Origin of the sequence: Lentzea terrae, assembly GCF_003265345.1 — a bacterium.
Lineage (GTDB): Bacteria > Actinomycetota > Actinomycetes > Mycobacteriales > Pseudonocardiaceae > Lentzea > Lentzea terrae.
On record NZ_QFWW01000003.1, the window covers coordinates 172,664 to 187,487 of the forward strand.

The 14,824-nt window shown below is 67.5% G+C and carries 12 protein-coding genes; 6 read left to right on the forward strand and 6 right to left on the reverse strand.

Annotation, left to right across the window (positions count from 1 at the left end; genetic code table 11):
* Window positions 1-9: 9 nt before the first annotated feature.
* The 5 genes from DI276_RS06505 (at window position 10) to DI276_RS06525 (ending at window position 2,575) form a co-directional block, all read left to right on the forward strand.
* Window positions 10-834: a phosphotransferase family protein gene (locus DI276_RS06505; RefSeq protein ID WP_232836491.1), complete on the forward strand. Its 825-nt coding sequence runs from the start codon at window positions 10-12 to the stop codon at window positions 832-834.
* A 39-nt stretch (window positions 835-873) separates the two neighbouring features.
* A complete protein-coding gene (locus DI276_RS06510; RefSeq protein ID WP_112262357.1) occupies window positions 874-1,182 on the forward strand; it encodes a TFIIB-type zinc ribbon-containing protein in 309 nt (102 codons plus the stop codon).
* 90 nt (window positions 1,183-1,272) lie between these two features.
* Entirely contained in the window at window positions 1,273-1,719 is a 447-nt protein-coding gene (locus tag DI276_RS06515; protein WP_112262358.1) for a hypothetical protein, read from the forward strand.
* On the forward strand, window positions 1,716-2,153 hold the full coding sequence (locus tag DI276_RS06520) for a hypothetical protein (protein ID WP_112262359.1): 438 nt from the start codon (window positions 1,716-1,718) through the stop codon (window positions 2,151-2,153). Before DI276_RS06515 ends, DI276_RS06520 begins: the two co-directional genes overlap by 4 nt.
* Window positions 2,154-2,293: 140 nt before the next feature.
* On the forward strand, window positions 2,294-2,575 hold the full coding sequence (locus DI276_RS06525; protein WP_112262360.1) for a DUF4287 domain-containing protein: 282 nt from the start codon (window positions 2,294-2,296) through the stop codon (window positions 2,573-2,575).
* Here the strand turns inward: DI276_RS06525 and DI276_RS06530 are convergent.
* Window positions 2,572-3,156, reverse strand: coding sequence for a TetR-like C-terminal domain-containing protein (locus tag DI276_RS06530; RefSeq protein ID WP_232836499.1), 585 nt, complete (start codon window positions 3,154-3,156; stop codon window positions 2,572-2,574). The genes DI276_RS06525 and DI276_RS06530 overlap by 4 nt on opposite strands.
* Before the next feature lie 76 nt (window positions 3,157-3,232).
* Between DI276_RS06530 and DI276_RS06535 the strand changes: the two genes are divergently transcribed.
* Window positions 3,233-4,324 (forward strand): DUF418 domain-containing protein, encoded by a 1,092-nt coding sequence (locus DI276_RS06535; protein ID WP_112262361.1) that lies wholly within the window; start codon window positions 3,233-3,235, stop codon window positions 4,322-4,324.
* 52 nt (window positions 4,325-4,376) lie between these two features.
* On the opposite strand, the gene DI276_RS06540 is transcribed toward DI276_RS06535, so the two are convergent.
* The 5 genes from DI276_RS06540 to DI276_RS06560 all read right to left on the reverse strand — a co-directional run.
* On the reverse strand, window positions 4,377-8,273 hold the full coding sequence (locus DI276_RS06540) for a DNA-directed RNA polymerase subunit beta' (RefSeq protein WP_112262362.1): 3,897 nt from the start codon (window positions 8,271-8,273) through the stop codon (window positions 4,377-4,379).
* Window positions 8,274-8,374: 101 nt separating this feature from the next.
* On the reverse strand, window positions 8,375-11,860 hold the full coding sequence (gene rpoB / locus DI276_RS06545) for a DNA-directed RNA polymerase subunit beta (protein ID WP_112262363.1): 3,486 nt from the start codon (window positions 11,858-11,860) through the stop codon (window positions 8,375-8,377).
* A gap of 512 nt (window positions 11,861-12,372) precedes the next feature.
* Window positions 12,373-13,164, reverse strand: a complete 792-nt coding sequence (locus DI276_RS06550) for a hypothetical protein (protein WP_157984552.1) — start codon at window positions 13,162-13,164, stop codon at window positions 12,373-12,375.
* A 12-nt stretch (window positions 13,165-13,176) separates the two neighbouring features.
* Entirely contained in the window at window positions 13,177-13,677 is a 501-nt protein-coding gene (locus DI276_RS06555) for a hypothetical protein (protein ID WP_112262365.1), read from the reverse strand.
* A partial coding sequence (locus DI276_RS06560; RefSeq protein WP_232836493.1) for an MCE family protein occupies window positions 13,677-14,824 on the reverse strand: 1,148 nt, incomplete at its 5' end. The genes DI276_RS06560 and DI276_RS06555, both read right to left, overlap by 1 nt.

Below are 14,824 nucleotides of genomic sequence, written 5' to 3' on the forward strand. Positions count from 1 at the left end.
ACTGTGTCCGTGGACGACCTGATCGCGGCGATGGCCTCGCTGACCGGCTCCTCCGCCGATCCCGAAGTGCTCGGCGGCGATCGCGGTGACGTCGTGGTGGTGCGCGTTGGCGACGTGGTGGCCAAGGCGCACCCCGCGGACACCGACGTGGCAGCGTTGCGACAACGACTGGAGATCGCGGCCGCGCATCCCGAGCTGATGCTGCCGCCGCTCAAGCCGCTGCAGTTCGTCGACGACCGGCCCGTGACGGTGTGGCCGTACGGAACGCCGGTGAGCAAGGCGGATCCCGACGCCGCGCCGTGGGAGGAGAGCGCCGCGCTGCTGGCTCGGCTGCACTCGTTGCCCGCGCAGGGGCCGGTGGCAGGCGCTCCGGAACGGATCGTGCGGGCCATCAAGGCCTTGCCGCCCACGCTGCCGCATGCCGACGTGGTGTTGCGGGCGTTCGAAGTCTTGCCGCCGCTCGACATGTCGACAAAGGCGCTCATCCACGGCGACTGGCATCTCGGGCAGCTGGTGCACCGGGGTGCGTGGCGGCTCATCGACGTGGACGACGTGGGGGTCGGCGATCCGGTCTGGGACCTGGCGCGACCTGCGGCTTTGTTCGCCGCGGGAATCCTTCCCGGTGATCTTTGGGCGCGGTTTCTGAACACCTACCGTGAAACGGGTGGTGTGGCACTGCCGACATCGGAATGGGAAGCGCTCAACATCCCGGCTCAGGCGTACGTTGTGCAAATGGCAGCGCGGGCACTCGTGACCGGTCTGCAGGCAGTGGAACCGCTGGTCGAGGCATGTCGTCGGATCACCGCGACGCACGGCAACGGCGACCGCGGCTAATATCGTTTTTGTCCGGTCCCACTCAGGAGGCTCACCACGATGCAGTGTCCCAAGTGTCATGCGAACATGCGCACGTTCGACCGCATGGGCGTTCACATCGAGCAGTGCGACGGCTGCCGCGGGGTCTTCCTCGACTACGGCGAGCTCGAGTCGATCACTCGCCTCGAGGCCCAGATGCACACTCCGCCGCCCGCCGCACCGGCTCCTCCGCCCGCCGCCTACCCGCAGCCGGCCCAGCCCGCGTGGGGTGCCGCCCCGCAGCAGGTCCACCACCACCACGGCAGCTACGGCCACCCGTACGGCCACCGCAAGCACCGCGGCATGGCCGGCCTGTTCTTCTCCTCGTGACTTCGTAGGCGGCCCCGGATCCCTGCTCCGGGGCCGTTGACGACTACCGAAAAACTAGGCGATAATCGGTAGTCAACGGGAGGAGTAGCCATGTCTGTCGCGACCGAGGCCGCCCACATCCGAGACCTCTTCGAAACGATCGAAGAGCTTGAGTCCGTGGCGTCATCCCTCGCAGAAGACGACGAACGCCGCCACAAGCTCGACGGCGTGGTGGCCCGCACGCTCCGCCAAGCCCCACCGGTCCGCCCCGTGGTGGCAGGCGAACTCCTCGACCTCACCGAGAAAACCGTGAAGGCCTGGGCCCGCGAAGGCGTGCTGGCCATCCACAGCCAAGAACCGCGCATGCTCCTCGACACCGTGCGCCTGCACGAGGTACTCCACCTCGTGTCCGACCTCCGCCGCGCAGGCAAGACCCGCGGCCTGATCGACGAAGTCCACCGCCGCCTCAGCGACCAGTCATTGCTCGACCGCTCTGACCTGGCCTCCTCCCTGGACGAGATGCGCAGCGGCAGGGGACGCGTGGTCCGCCAAGCTTGATCCAAGTCGTCGAAACCCACACCGCACACGCCCAGGCCAACGGCCTGCGCGGTCGTGCCCGCGTGGCCTACGAACGCTTTCTGGACGAACTGGCGCACTCGGGGTGCGCCTCTCTCGGCTACCGCGTCACTGGTCCCGAACCTCTCCCGCGTCTCTGCGTGAAGCACCTGCGCGGTGCCGACCGGGTCGTGGTCGCCTTTCCGTCACCCGAAGTCGTGTGGGTGCTGCTGGTCGGGCCGCACGACGACGACCCCGGCCTCGACCTCTACGAAGCCCTCTACGAGATGGCCGGTGTCCGGCCTCGCATGTCGGAGAAGCGCACCAAGCCCCGTTGCTGCACGGACGACTCCGGCATCCCACCCCTGGTGGACGAGCACCTCGTCGACGACCTGGTGATCCGCGCCAGGGCCCTGGCCCGCGCCCGCCGTCGTTAGGGCTGCCGGTCGAGCACGAACCCGTCAGCCACGGGGTCGTAGTGCAGATACGGCATCTCCCGAGGAGTCCACCGACAATTTTTCTTGTCAAGACAACCCTGGTTGTCCTAGGCTTGGCGCAACGACGAACGGAGACCACGATGTCCTTCCAGGCCTACCTCGACGGCGCCGAGAAGAAGACCGGCAAGACCCCGGCCGAACTGCTGGCAGCGGCCGCAGAGCGCGGCTACGACGCCACGACGAAGGCTGGCGTGGTGCTGGAGTGGCTGAAGACCGACTACGACCTGGGCCGAGGCCACGGCATGGCGCTGTACCACGTCCTGAAGAACGGCCCGCAGATCAGCGACAAGCACGTGGGCAGCAAGGGCAGCCACCGCGACGAGTCCACGACGCTGCGCTTGGACGGCATCGCCAACCGCTAGAGATCCAGCGCGGGCAGCAGTGCCTCGTCCACGATCGCCGCGAGCTCGTCCACGCCTGGAATGCGACCGTTGTCGATGGACAGCTTGAAGACGAGCGCCTCGCCGATCTGGGTGGTGATCGGCGTCAGCCGCCGCGGATCGAGCCGACCACTGGCCGCGTAGTGACGCAGGACCGTGGCGGTGAAGGTGCCGCCCCGAGGGTCGAACACCTTGCTGTACAACGCCTCTGCCAGCTCCGGATAGCGCGCGCGTTCGGACGTGATCGCCAGCACCGCGCCGGCCGCCGGGGTGGCCATCCAGTCCGTGAGCAACGTCAGTGCCGCGATGAGATCTGCCCGGAGGTCGTCCGCCGCCGGGGTCGGCACCTCGACGGGATGCGCCTCGCCGAGCGCGTCGATCAGCAGCTCGAAGGGTGTCGGCCAGCGCCGGTACAGGACGGTTTTCGCGGTGGCCGCGCGGCGTGCGATGCCCTCCATGGTCAGGCCGCCGAGCCCGGCTTCCGCCACCTCGGCCAGTGCGGCCTCGTGAATGGCGCGGACCAGCGCTTCTCCCCGTCGCCGCTCCGGCGTCACGGTGCCCACCTTCCCCAACAAGAAACGATACCGTATCTTATCAGCTCGTTAAGCTACGGAGCCGTATCTAATTGGGGGATCGTCCATGCTCACCCGAACTCGCCGGGCGCTCGCGCCTGACCTCGCACGGGGCGTGATGCTGCTGCTCATCGCACTCGCGCACGCTCACATGTACCTGTCCGGGCACCAGACCGGCTTCCGCTCGTACGCGCTCGACGGCAGCCCGCTCGACCTGCTGGTCACCGGGGTTCAGGTGACGCTGGTCGACGGACGGGCCATGCCGATGTTCGCCGCACTGTTCGGCTACGGGTTCGTGCAGATCGCGGCCAAGCAGAACGGCGGCGTGCTGCGGCGGCGGAGCGCGTGGCTGCTGGTGTTCGGGTGCGCGCACGCCCTGTTGTTGTTCTTCGGCGACATCCTGGCCGCTTACGGGCTGCTCGGCCTGGCGCTCGCGGGGGTGCTGCGGTGGCGGGACCGGTCGCTGCTGGTGTTCGCGGGACTGTGGCTGGTCGTCCACGGCGCGGTGATCACGGTGGGCGGTCTGCGGATCGCGGAGTTCGGCGGCGCGTCGGGGATGACGGCCGCCACGGACCCGGTGAGCGCGTTGGTCGACCGGGTCGCGCTGTGGAGTGCGTTGACGCCGTTCTTCGTAGTCGAACTCGTCGTGCCGTTCGTGCTCGGTGTGTGGGCGGCCCGGCGGCGCCTGCTCGTCGAGCCGCACGAGCACCGGAAAGCGTTGCGGGCCATCGCGTTCAGCGGCATCAGCGTGGCCGTTCTCGGCGGGTTGCCGCTGGCGCTGGTCGACACCGGCGTCTGGAACGGCGGACCGGAGGTGGTCCTCTACGTGCTGCACGGCCTCAGCGGAGTGGCCGGCGGGCTCGGTTACGCGGCGCTGATGGGATTCATCGCCACCAGGGTCGGCGAGCGGGGCCCAGTGATCTCGGCGCTCGCCGCCTGCGGGCAACGTTCGCTGACCTGCTACCTGTTGCAGTCAGTGGTGTTCGTGGCCGTGTTCGTACCGTACGCCGGAGGGCTCGGCACCGAACTGAACACGGCAGCGGCGTCCGGCATCGCCGTGCTCACCTGGCTGGCCACCGTCGGGTGCGCGGAAGTGTTGCGGCGCAACAACGTTCAGGGACCGGCGGAGACACTGCTACGCAAGCTCACCTACCGGTGAAACGGGAACTGCCCCGGAGCGGGAGGCTCCGGGGCAGTTCCAGGACAACCGACTAGCGGTAGTCGCGACCGAAGTCGTAGTCGTCCAGCGGCACCGCAGCGCCCGTGCCCGTGCCGAAGACGTCCGGGGTGTAGTACCCGTCGTCGTACGAGGGGATGGCGTACGCGGCAGCGCGCGCCTCCTCGGTCGGCTGGACCTGGATGTTGCGGTAGCGGTTGATGCCCGTACCAGCCGGGATCAACTTACCGATGATCACGTTCTCCTTCAGACCGATGAGCTTGTCCGAACGCCCGTTGATGGCGGCGTCGGTCAGCACACGCGTGGTCTCCTGGAACGACGCCGCGGACAGCCACGAGTCGGTCGCCAGCGAGGCCTTCGTGATACCCATCAGCACCGGACGTCCGGCCGCCGGCTCGCCACCCTCGGCGACGACGGCGCGGTTGCCCGACTCGAAGTCCGCGCGCTCGACCAGCGAGCCCGGCAGGAACTCCGTCGCACCCGAGTCGATGATCGTGACCCGGCGGAGCATCTGCCGGACGATGACCTCGATGTGCTTGTCGTGGATGGCCACACCCTGGGCGCGGTACACCTTCTGCACTTCCTGCACCAGGTGCAGCTGGGCCTCGCGCGGGCCCATGACGCGCAGGACCTCGTGCGGGTCCGGAGTACCTTCCAGCAGCTGCTGGCCGACGGCCACGTGGTCGCCGTCCTGCAGCGGGCCCGTCGCCGTGTTGGCGAGACGCTGACGCTTGGACAGCTTCTCGAACACGATCTCCTCGGAACCGTCGTCCGGGATCAGCGTGATCTTCCAGAAGCGGTCGCCGTCCTCGATGCGGACGCGGCCGTCGACGTCGGCGATCGGCGCCTTGCCCTTCGGGACGCGGGCCTCGAAGAGCTCCTGAACACGCGGCAGACCGGTCGTGATGTCGTCACCGGCCACACCACCCTGGTGGAACGTACGCATCGTCAGCTGCGTACCGGGCTCACCGATCGACTGGGCGGCGACGATGCCGACGGCCTCGCCGACGTCGACCAGCTGACCGGTCGCCATCGAGCGGCCGTAGCAGGACGCGCACACACCGACCGCGGACTCGCAGGTCAGCACCGAGCGCACCTTCACGCGGATGATGCCGGCCTCGACCAGGCGCTCCAGCGCCGGGTCACCGAGGTCGTCGCCGCGGTTGAGCACCAGGTTGCCGGAGGCGTCCAGGATGTCGTCCGCCACCGTGCGGGCGTAGACCGACGTCTGCGCGAACTCGTGCAGGCCGACCTTGTCGCCCAGCTGCTCGCCGACGGTCATGTTCACGCCACGCGTGGTGCCGCAGTCGACCTCGCGGATGATGACGTCCTGCGAGACGTCCACCAGACGACGGGTCAGGTAACCCGAGTCGGCGGTGCGCAGCGCGGTGTCGGCCAGACCCTTACGAGCACCGTGCGTCGCGATGAAGTACTCGAGCACCGACAAGCCCTCGCGGAACGAGTTCTTGATCGGACGCGGGATGTACTCACCCTTCGGGTTGGTCACGAGACCACGCATACCCGCGAGCGAACGGACCTGCGTCATGTTGCCGGCGGCGCCGGACTGGACGATGACGCGGATCGAGTTGTCCTCGGGGAAGTTGTCTTCCATGATCTCGTGGACCTGCTCGGTGGCCTTGGTCCACACCTTGACCAGCTCGGAGTTGCGCTCCTCGTGGGAGAGCTGACCGCGCTGGTAGCGCTTCTCCACCGCGTCCGCGAGGCGCTCGTGCTCCTCGAGGATGTCCTGCTTCGCGGCGGGGACGAGGACGTCCGAGATCGCGACGGTCACGCCGGAACGGGTGGCCCAGTGGAAACCGGCGTCCTTCAGCTTGTCCAGCGTCCGGGCGACGGTGACCATCGGGTACCGCTCGGCGAGGTCGTTGATGATCACGGCCTGCCGCTTCTTGGGCATGACCTCGTTGATGAAGGCGTAGTCCTGCGGCAGGATCTCGTTGAACAGCACGCGACCCAGCGTGGTCTCCGCGAGCCACGGCTGACCGGGCTCCCAGCCCTCCGGCTCGGCACCCTTGGGCGGGTTCTTGTCCGAGACGCGGATCTTCACCATCGCCTGCAGGCCCAGGACCTTGCGGTCGAACGCCATCAGGGCCTCGGCGGGCGACGAGTAGAAGTGACCCTCGCCGATGTCGCCGGCCTTGTGCCGGGTCAGGTGGTACAGACCCGTCACCATGTCCAGACGCGGCATGGCCAGCGGCTTGCCGGACGCCGGGGACAGGATGTTGTTCGACGACAGCATCAGGACGCGGGCCTCGGCCTGCGCCTCGGCGGACAGCGGCAGGTGGACTGCCATCTGGTCACCGTCGAAGTCGGCGTTGAACGCTTCACAGACCAGCGGGTGCAGCTGGATGGCCTTGCCCTCGACCAGCTGCGGCTCGAAGGCCTGGATGCCGAGGCGGTGCAGCGTAGGAGCACGGTTGAGCAGCACCGGGTGCTCGGTGATGACCTCTTCCAGCACGTCCCACACGGCCGGGCGCGCACGCTCGACCATCCGCTTGGCGGACTTGATGTTCTGCGCGTGGTTGAGGTCCACGAGCCGCTTCATCACGAACGGCTTGAAGAGCTCCAGCGCCATCTGCTTGGGCAGACCGCACTGGTGCAGCTTGAGCTGCGGGCCGACCACGATGACCGAACGGCCGGAGTAGTCGACGCGCTTGCCGAGCAGGTTCTGGCGGAACCGGCCCTGCTTGCCCTTCAGCAGGTCGGACAGCGACTTCAGCGGGCGGTTACCGGGACCGGTGACCGGGCGGCCGCGGCGGCCGTTGTCGAACAGCGCGTCGACGGCCTCCTGCAGCATCCGCTTCTCGTTGTTGACGATGATCTCGGGCGCGCCGAGGTCGATCAGTCGCTTCAACCGGTTGTTGCGGTTGATGACGCGGCGGTACAGGTCGTTCAGGTCGGAGGTCGCGAAGCGGCCACCGTCGAGCTGCACCATCGGGCGCAGGTCCGGCGGGATGACCGGGACGCAGTCCAGGACCATGCCCTGCGGGTTGTTGCGGGTCGCTTGGAAGGCGGCAACGACCTTGAGGCGCTTGAGCGCACGCAGCTTCTTCTGGCCCTTGCCGCTGCGGATCGTCTCGCGCAGGACCTCGGCCTCGGCGTCGACGTCGTAGTCACCCAGCAGCTTCTGGATGGCCTCGGCGCCCATGGCACCGGTGAAGTAGTCGCCGTAGCGGTCGTACAGCTCGCGGTAGAGCAGCTCGTCCGCGATCAGCTGAGCGCGCTCGAGCTTGGTGAAGGTGGACCAGATCTCGTCGAGCCGGTCCAGCTCGCGCTGGGCACGGTCGCGGAGCTGGCGCATCTCGCGCTCGCCGCCCTCCTTGACCTTGCGGCGGACGTCGGACTTGGCGCCCTCCGCCTCCAGCTCGGCCAGGTCGGCTTCCAGCTTCTGAGCCCGCGCCTCGACGTCCGCGTCACGGCGGTTCTCGACACGCTTGCGCTCGACCTGCATCTCGCTCTCGAGCGTCGGCAGGTCGTTGTGGCGCAGCTCGGTGTTGACGCCCACGATGACGTAGGCGGCGAAGTAAATGATCTTCTCGAGGTCCTTGGGGGCCAGGTCGAGCAGGTAGCCCAACCGGCTGGGAACGCCCTTGAAGTACCAGATGTGCGTGACCGGAGCGGCGAGCTCGATGTGGCCCATGCGCTCACGACGCACCTTCGCACGGGTCACCTCGACGCCGCAGCGCTCACAGATGATGCCCTTGAAGCGCACGCGCTTGTACTTGCCGCAGTAGCACTCCCAGTCCCTGGTGGGACCGAAGATCTTCTCGCAGAACAAGCCGTCCTTCTCCGGCTTGAGCGTGCGGTAGTTGATGGTCTCGGGCTTCTTGACCTCGCCGAAGGACCACTGGCGGATGTCGTCCGCGGTCGCGAGACCGATGCGGAGCTCATCGAAGAAGTTGACGTCGAGCACGTCTACTCTCTTCCCCTTTTTAGATCGGTGGCTGCTGGAGCTGGTCTGGAGGTCGGGGAGGGCTACGCGGGAGGCATTGCCCTCCCCGACCGGCGAGGTGACTAGTTGACGACGTCGTCCACGGACGGCGACTCGGACCGCGACAGGTTGATGCCGAGGTTCGCGGCCGCACGCTCGAGGTCTTCGTCGTCGCCGTCGCGCATCTCGATCGCGGCACCGTCCGAAGACAGGACCTCGACGTTGAGGCAGAGCGACTGCAGCTCCTTGAGCAGCACCTTGAAGGACTCCGGGATACCGGGTTCCGGGATGTTCTCGCCCTTGACGATGGCCTCGTAGACCTTCACGCGGCCGAGCACGTCGTCGGACTTGATGGTGAGCAGCTCCTGCAGGGTGTATGCGGCGCCGTACGCCTGCATCGCCCAGCACTCCATCTCACCGAAGCGCTGACCACCGAACTGCGCCTTACCACCCAGCGGCTGCTGCGTGATCATCGAGTACGGGCCGGTCGAACGCGCGTGGATCTTGTCGTCGACCAGGTGCAGCAGCTTGAGGATGTACATGTAGCCGACCGACACCGGGAACGGGTACGGCTCGCCGGAGCGACCGTCGAAGAGCTGAGCCTTGCCGTTCTCCTTGACCATCCGCTCACCGTCGCGGTTCGGGATGGTCGAGCCCAGCAGACCCGTGATCTCCTCTTCCTTCGCGCCGTCGAACACCGGCGTCGCCGTCCGGGTGCCCGGCTCGACGTCGTACAGCTCCTCGGGCAGGTTCTTCGCCCAGTCCGGGTCGCCGTTGACGCTCCAGCCCTGCTTGGCGATCCACCCGAGGTGGGTCTCCAGCACCTGGCCGATGTTCATACGACGCGGCACACCGTGCGTGTTCAGGATGATGTCGACCGGCGTGCCGTCCTCGAGGAACGGCATGTCCTCCGCGGGCAGGATCTTGCCGATGACGCCCTTGTTGCCGTGGCGGCCGGCGAGCTTGTCACCGTCCTGGATCTTGCGCTTCTGGGCCACGTAGACGCGGACGAGCTCGTTCACGCCCGGAGGCAGCTCGTCGTCGTCCTCACGCGAGAAGACGCGGATACCGATGACCTTGCCGTACTCACCGTGCGGCACCTTGAGCGAGGTGTCGCGGACCTCGCGCGCCTTCTCACCGAAGATCGCGCGGAGCAGGCGCTCCTCGGGGGTCAGCTCGGTCTCGCCCTTGGGCGTGACCTTGCCGACGAGGATGTCGCCGGGCTGGACCTCGGCACCGATGCGGATGATGCCGCGCTCGTCCAGGTCGGCCAGGACCTCCTCGGAGACGTTCGGGATGTCCCGGGTGATCTCCTCGGCGCCGAGCTTCGTGTCGCGGGCGTCGATCTCGTGCTCCTCGATGTGGATCGAGGTGAGAACGTCGTCCTGCACGAGGCGCTGCGACAGGATGATCGCGTCCTCGTAGTTGTGGCCTTCCCACGGCATGATCGCCACGAGCAGGTTCTTGCCGAGCGCCATCTCACCGTTCTCGGTGCACGGCCCGTCGGCCAGGACCTGGCCCTCCTGCACCCGGTCGCCCTCGTTCACGATGGGCTTCTGGTTGATGCAGGTGCCCTGGTTCGAGCGACGGAACTTGTGCAGCGCGTAGGTGTTGCGCGCACCGTCGTCGGCCATGACGGTGATGTAGTCGGCGGAGACCTCCTCGACCACACCGGTCTTCTTCGCGACGACGACGTCACCGGCGTCGACCGCGGCACGCAGCTCCATGCCGGTGCCGACCAGCGGCGACTCGGAACGCAGCAGCGGCACGGCCTGACGCTGCATGTTCGCACCCATCAGGGCGCGGTTCGCGTCGTCGTGCTCGAGGAACGGGATCATGGCGGTCGCGGCCGACACCATCTGGCGCGGCGAGACGTCCATGTAGTCGACGTCGGTCGGGTCGATGAACTCGACCTCGCCGCCCTTCTTGCGGACCAGGACGCGGTCGTCGGTGAAGTTGCCCTCGTCGTCGGTCGGCGAGTTCGCCTGCGCCTTGACGAAGCGGTCTTCCTCGTCCGCGGTCAGGTAGTCGATCTGGTCGGTGACCCGGCCGTCGGTGACCTTGCGGTACGGCGTCTCGATGAAGCCGAACGGGTTGACCCGCGCGTACGACGAGAGCGAACCGATCAGACCGATGTTCGGGCCTTCCGGCGTCTCGATCGGGCACATGCGGCCGTAGTGCGACGGGTGGACGTCGCGGACCTCCATGCCGGCCCGCTCACGGGACAGACCACCGGGACCCAGCGCCGACAGGCGGCGCTTGTGGGTCAGACCCGCGAGCGGGTTGGTCTGGTCCATGAACTGGGACAGCTGCGAGGTGCCGAAGAACTCCTTGATCGCCGCCACGACGGGACGGATGTTGATCAGGGTCTGCGGCGTGATGGCCTCGACGTCCTGCGTGGTCATGCGCTCGCGGACGACGCGCTCCATGCGGGACAGGCCGACGCGGATCTGGTTCTGGATCAGCTCGCCGACCGTGCGCAGGCGACGGTTGCCGAAGTGGTCGATGTCGTCGACCTCGACGGGCACGTCACCACCGGCGGCGGCGACCATCTGCGTCTCACCCGCGTGCAGGCGGACGAGGTACTCGATCGTCGTGACGATGTCGTCCTCGGTGAGCACACCGGTGTTGATGTCGGTGTCCAGGCCCAGCTTCTTGTTGACCTTGTAACGGCCAACCTTCGCCAGGTCGTAGCGCTTGTCCTTGAAGAACAGGTTCTCCAGCAGGGCCTGCGCGGACTCCTTCGTCGGCGGCTCGCCCGGACGCAGCTTGCGGTAGATGTCGAGCAACGCCTCGTCGGTACCCGCGGTGTGGTCCTTCTCGAGCGTGGTCAGCAACGTCTCGCTGAACGCGAACCGCTCGCGGATCTGCTCGGTGCTCCAGCCCAGAGCCTTCAGCAGCACCGTCACCGGCTGGCGACGCTTGCGGTCGATGCGGACACCAACGGTGTCGCGCTTGTCGACGTCGAACTCCAGCCAGGCACCCCGGGACGGGATGATCTTGACGCTGAAGACGTCCTTGTCCGTCGTCTTGTCGACCGCGGTGTCGTAGTAGACACCAGGCGAACGCACGAGCTGCGAGACAACCACGCGCTCGGTGCCGTTGATGATGAACGTGCCCTTGCTCGTCATCATCGGGAAGTCACCCATGAACACCGTCTGGCTCTTGATCTCGCCAGTGGTGTGGTTGGTGAACTCCGCCGTGACGAACAGAGGTGCCGCGTACGTCATGTCCTTGTCCTTGCACTCTTCCGTCGAGGCCTTGACCTCGTCGTAGCGTGGGTCGGAGAAGGACAGTGACATGGAGCCGGAGAAGTCCTCGATCGGCGAGATCTCGTTGAGGACCTCTTCGAGGCCGCCCGTCGGGTTCTCGTCGCCGGCGTCGATGCGGCGCTGGAACCACGCCTCATCGCCCGTCAGCCACTCAAAGGACTGGATCTGCAGGTCGAGCAGGTTGGGCGTCGAAAGCGGCTCGTGGATCTTTGCGAACGAGACGCGCTTCGGCGCTCCAGGGATCCCCGACGTGGAGTTGGTCGCAGCAGTGGCCTTGGTCGCGCGAGAGATCGCCAAGATGCGTCCTTCCAGGGACAGGTAGCTGGCTAGAGCGAACTAGCACGGCTGTCAAGGGTGCGGCGATGCCCGACTAATCCACGCTCTCGGCGAAGGGCAAGCGGAAAATGGGCAGCGCAAAGGGGCAGTCTAGCCACGCGCACGGCGACTGTCGAGAGGCACCTGGAAGGACCCTCCTCTTGCTCACCGACAGAGTGACCCTGCATGAGCGTGCAGTCAAGATGTGGACAGTCGATCCACCCTGTGGATGGAGCGCCCTTCACCGAAAGTCACCCATTTGACCTGCGTAAACACGCGTGCGGCCGATTTGGTGGGAAGTTGGCGGCTTCGAGCGAACTTACAGAGCGCCACGAGATTTGTGTGACCGAGATCACGCGTGTCGGGACTGGCGGAGGGTGTCTCAGCAGTGCTTCCAGGGCACCTCTGAGGGTTGTTGATCTTAGGACACGATGATCAACGGGCGGACACCGCCCCGACCCAAACGACCCCTGTTTCCAGGGGACGCGGGAGGGTCAGCAGCCCTGGAGTTGGCGGGTCTGGTCGGACGTGGCGCCGAACATCTCCATGTTGTCGATCTTCCAGCGGCCACCGTCGTCGATCGCGCTGACCCGGAGCATGGCCGTGCCGCCGCCCGTCTGGTTGTCGGTGGTGCGGGTGGTGACCTGGTCGGCGAAGACCAGCACGGTGGCGCGGCCGTCCTTCAGGGACGAGACGGCCGAGGAGACCACGCGGACGGTCACGACCAGCTTCTGCTGCGGCGCGACCTCCTTCACCGGGCCGAACACGGCGTTGTACTGGCACAACGCCTTGCCGGTGAGCAGTTCGCGAGCCGCCTTCTCGGTGGACTCGACGTCGGCGAAGTTGTACGAGAACGACTTCTCGACGGCCTCGCGGACCTGGCCGTTCACCGCCGAGGTGGTCGCGGAGTCGACCAGGGCGGCGTCGTAGGCCACCGACCGCGACTTGACCAGGAAGAACGTGCCCAGGCCGCCGAGCAGCGCCGCGACCACGAGCAGAGCGACCGGCAGGATCCAGGCAGGCCTCGACGCAGCAGGCTCGTCGGCCACCGGCTCGGCAGCAGCCTCGTCGGCGGCGGCTTTCTTCGGCGCAGCCTTCTTCGCGGCGGGTGGCGTCCACTCGACCGCCGTCGGCGCCTTGAGCTCCTCGGCCTCCGGCTCCTGCACGACCTCCGGAGCCGCTACCTCGGCCGGCTCGTCCGAAGCGGCACGCCGGTGCAGTCCGGCGACCTTGGGACGGCCTCCGGAGGGCGGCGTGGGGATGGGGCGGCGGCGGGATGGGGGCACGTGCTTGTCCAATCAGACGCCGGCCCGCAGCGGACCCAGCTGGCTCAGCTTCCAGCCGTCGTCGGTGCGGGTGAGCTTGGTCAGGTACCGGTTGATCTTGGTGACCTTCTGGCCGTTGTCGGGGGTCACGGTGCTCTCGACGACGGCGATCATCGACGCGGTGCCGGCGCGGTCGTCCAGCTCGGTGATCGCGGAGTCGAGGACCTTCGACGACGTCACGGACTTGGCGTCGACCAGCTGCTTCTTGCGCGAGTCCTTGTCCTTGTCGATCTCCGCGCGCAGTTCGCCGGTCGACGAGTTGAGCCAGCGCTGCAGGTCCTCGTCGACCTTCTTGTAGTCGAGCGTCAGGAAGTTCGTGATGCCGACCTGGCCCGAGCGCAGGGCGTCGTCGCGCGTCGCGGCGAACGAGGACTCGGACGAGTGCGACGCCGAGTACCAGGCCACGCCGAAGTACGCGGCGTACCCGAACGTCAGCACCGCCAGGACGACGGCGAGCACCGTGAAGATCCGCACTACTTCTTCTCCTCTGGCAAGCCGAGCAGCTGACCCAGCGACGTCAGCAGCGGCAGCTCGGCCGCAGGCTGGGAGGTCGGCTCCTGACCGGGCTGCGTCGTCGCGTGGCCGACCGGTGTCGTCGGTGTTCCACCGTACGGAGCATTCTGCGAGCCTCGCACCGAGGTCGCCGATCCGCGCGCCAGGGCGCAGTAGGCCTGCGTGTTCAGCGGCGCGGCGGAGGTGTCGGTGCCCGCACGGATGGTCGTGCCCTCGTAGCCGACGGTGCACGGCATCGGGTCAAACACGTTCAGCGCGAGCCCGAAGTGCGCGGTTCCGTCGCCCGGCGCCACGGTGAAGCCGCCACCGACGGCGATGGGGTACGTCACCGCGATCTGCTCCAGGCCGTCGCGCCTGGTCACGAGGATGTTCGAGGTGGTCAGCAGGTTCGCGAAGACCACGCCGAGGTTCGGCCCGCTCTCCTTCAGCAGCGCCGAGACCTGCTCCGAAGCCGGCGGCACCGCCACGATCAACCGGCGGATGTCGCCGTCGGACGCCTTGAGCTGCTCCGCGATCAACCGCAGGTCACCGCTGAACGACCGGATGGCACCACCCTGCGCGGCCTGCGTGGACAGCACGATCTTGCCGTCCTTGAGCAGCTGCGTCGTCTGCGGCAGGTGCTCGGAGGCGGCCTGGGTGAACGCCGCGGTGTTGTCGATCAGCACCTGCAGGTCGCCGCCGGTGCCGCTGAACGCCGTGTGCAGCTCGTCGACGACGGTCTTCAACGAGTCCGTGGGCACCGAGGACGCGAACGCGTCGAGGTTCGACAACAGGCCGTCGACCGGCGGCGGGGTCTTGGTCGCCGAACGCGGGATGACCGAGCCGGCCTGCAGGTACGGACCGTCGTCGTTCTTCGGCCGCAGGTCCACGTACTGCTCACCGACCGCCGACCGGTTGGCCACCACGGCCTCGGTCGACGCCGGCACGCGCGGTGCGTCCGAGTCGAGCTCCAGGTCGACCTCGATGCCGTCCGAGGTCAGCCGCAGCTGCCCGACCCGGCCGATCGTGACGCCGCGGTACGTGACCTCGGCGTTGGTGAAGATGCCGCCCGAATCGGCGAGCTGCATCGTCACGACCGTCGACGACGACTTGAACAGACCGACGTACG

Bases quoted from the DNA above. Each gene is read 5' to 3' on its own strand.
- DI276_RS06525 (WP_112262360.1), top strand. From the start codon at position 2,294: ATGTCCTTCCAGGCCTACCTCGACGGCGCCGAGAAGAAGACCGGCAAG.
- DI276_RS06535 (WP_112262361.1), top strand. From the start codon at position 3,233: ATGCTCACCCGAACTCGCCGGGCGCTCGCGCCTGACCTCGCACGGGGC.
- DI276_RS06510 (WP_112262357.1), top strand. From the start codon at position 874: ATGCAGTGTCCCAAGTGTCATGCGAACATGCGCACGTTCGACCGCATG.
- DI276_RS06515 (WP_112262358.1), top strand. From the start codon at position 1,273: ATGTCTGTCGCGACCGAGGCCGCCCACATCCGAGACCTCTTCGAAACG.